General features: G+C 34.8%; 2 protein-coding genes. Both read left to right on the top strand.

The annotated features are described in order from the left end of the window. Positions 1 to 305 precede the first annotated feature (305 nt). Positions 306 to 1154 (top strand): biotin synthase, encoded by an 849-nt coding sequence (locus tag CXY28_RS08480; protein WP_100966166.1) that lies wholly within the window; start codon positions 306 to 308, stop codon positions 1152 to 1154. Next, positions 1154 to 2032, top strand: coding sequence for a YihY/virulence factor BrkB family protein (locus tag CXY28_RS08475; protein ID WP_100980483.1), 879 nt, complete (start codon positions 1154 to 1156; stop codon positions 2030 to 2032). Before CXY28_RS08480 ends, CXY28_RS08475 begins: the two co-directional genes overlap by 1 nt. Positions 2033 to 2800 lie beyond the last annotated feature (768 nt).

Genomic DNA, 2800 nt, shown 5'->3' with positions numbered 1-2800 from the left:
GTTTGATGACTGTTGTATTTATGGACGATTTGTTATTGTGAGTTTTGAAATGGGTGAGGGAAGTAGAAAAGATTAACTTTGAGTGAATGAATCTTGCATGAAATCCCTTAATGAAAAAGTGAGAAAATTATAGCGTAAAGTTTTGAGATTAATATTAAGGGTGTAAGCGAACAATTAAATTAAAATCAAATAAAGTTTTAGTTTTAATATTTAATGGAATAAAACCCTTAAAATCAAAAAGCGCTTCTTTTTCTTTGCTATAATCAATCTCAAAAAACCAACTTTTTTAAAACAAAGGAATGATTATGCAAGAGATTTTTTTATGTTCTATTTCCAATGTGCGCAGTGGGGATTGTAAGGAAAATTGCGCTTATTGCACGCAAAGCTCACACCACCAAGGGGCGATCAAGCGCTATAAATTTAAAGATGAAAAAGTGGTTTTACAAGAGGCTAGAGCGTTAAGGGAGTTAGGGGCTTTAGGGTTTTGTCTGGTTACTTCAGGGCGCGAATTAGACGATGAAAAATGCGAATACATCGCCAAATTAGCTAAAGCCATCAACAAAGAAGAATTGGGCTTGCATCTAATCGCATGCTGCGGGCGCGCGGATTTGGAGCAACTAGAGTTTCTAAGAGATGCGGGCATTCACAGCTATAACCATAATTTAGAGACTTCGCAAAATTTCTTCCCTAAGATTTGTTCCACGCACACATGGGAAGAAAGGTTTATCACATGCGAAAACGCTTTAAGGGCGGGGTTAGGCTTGTGCAGCGGGGGGATTTTTGGGCTTAATGAAAGCTGGGAAGATCGAATTGAAATGCTCAGGGCGCTAGCTTCGCTCTCCCCGCACACCACGCCGATTAATTTTTTCATTAAAAACCCGGTATTGCCCATTGATGCAGAGACTTTAAGCGCGGATGAAGCTCTAGAATGCGTGCTTTTGGCTAAAGAGTTTTTGCCTAACGCTAGGCTTATGGTGGCTGGGGGGCGTGAAGTGGTGTTTAAAGATAACGACAAACAGGAAGCCAAGCTTTTTGAATACGGCATCAATGCGGTGGTGTTAGGGGACTATTTGACCACCAAAGGCAAAGCCCCTAAAAAAGATATAGAAAAACTGCTCTCTTATGGCTTGACAATGGCGACAAGCTGTCATTAATGAGGGAATTTTTTAAAAGCGTTAGAGGGTTTTTGCGCCTTCTTAGAATGATTTTCCCCAAGCGCTTGAAAAACGCCTTTTTGGGGTTAAGCGAATTGTTTTACTACGCTTCCAGTTTGAGTTTTTATACAATTTTGTCTTTATCGCCTATTTTGTTGTTTGTGTTCAGTCTTTTTGTGTCTCATTACTTGCAAGCGCACAGCGGTGAAATGGAAGCCTTGATTTTCCCTAACACTCCTAAACTCATTGGCGCGATTAAGGATTTTTTAGAAAATTTTAAAAAAACAGACATGACCTTAGGCACGCTTGAAGAGGTGTCTATTGTGGTGGCGTTGGTGCTTTTTTGTGAAAACTACCGCTCCATCGCATCAAAAATTTTTGATGCAAAGCCCAGAGATTATGCGCATTTTAAGGGTAAAGAAATCTTTTTATTTTGGGGTTTTGGCACGACTTTAGTGTTTTTATTCGCTCTGCCTTTAGTGGTGTTTTTTGATATTAAGATCCAAGTGTTTTTTGAAGATAAAGATTCAAGCTTGTTACATGTTTTAAGATGGATAGGCACTTACGCGTTTTTTTTGATCCTTTTTACCATTCCCACGAATAAGGTGTTTAAACATTATTTTTGGGTGTTTTTATGGGTGTTTTTTACAAGCGTTTCTTGGCATGTGTTAAAATGGGCTTTCACTTATTATGTGTTATACAACCGCACTTACCATGAGCTTTATGGGAGCGTTTCTATTTTGTGGTTTTTGATGAGCTGGGTGTATGTGAGCTGGCTTGTGATTTTAATTGGCATGTATGGGTGCAAGGTGTGTGATGCATTCGATCCTAAAGAAGTGTTTAAGAAATTTTTAGGCTTTTTTAAAAAAGAAACTTGATGAAAAAGTTTTCTTTTAGATCGGTTCTAAAAATCTAAAACACAAAAACCATAAAACCCCCCCAAATCAACCCAACCCAAAAAAGTTAAAAACAAAAGAAATAAAAAAGCAACACCAGCAAAGAATAAAGAATAAAACATTAAAAGAATAAAAATCTGAAACGCTAGAAGCGTTTTTTACAATCAAACCAAAGAGATTAGTTGTAAGCGATAACTTTTTAAAGAATAAAACTTTCTAAAAACATTTCTTAGCGCTCTTTAGAATTTAAGTGCAGTTTAGGGATTTTAAAAAACTTCATAAACTTCCTTTTAAAAGAAGCTTAGATAAGAGTTCTATAAATAATTACATTCTCTAAAGAATAAAACTTTTTTCTTAAATCCATGTTTAATTGGTGCGGACTCTTTCCAAAGATATTAAACTTTTTAAAAAATTGGATTTTAGATCTTATGTTATGATTTTAAGTTTTATTTTATCGCTTCAGGTTTTATGTTATGATTAAATTTTATTTTGTTTTCAAACTCGTTTTCTTAAAACCCTAAAACCTTTGAATAAAAACCCAAAAAACTAAAAAATACCGACACTATATAAAAACAAGCTTCTTAAACAAATAAAACATACCAATGCGTGTTATAAAACCATTAAAAACAATAAAAAAACTTAAACAAAATAAGCAAACAAAAACCTTTGAATAAAACATTAACCACCAAACAAACCAAACAAACAAAAACAAGCAATCAATAATGAAATTAAATAAAAAGCAAGACTAAA

Source organism: Helicobacter pylori (assembly GCF_002832345.1).
Taxonomy (GTDB): domain Bacteria; phylum Campylobacterota; class Campylobacteria; order Campylobacterales; family Helicobacteraceae; genus Helicobacter; species Helicobacter pylori_CP.
Note: the sequence above shows the minus strand (reverse complement) of the source record. Positions and strands in the feature narration are given on the sequence as shown.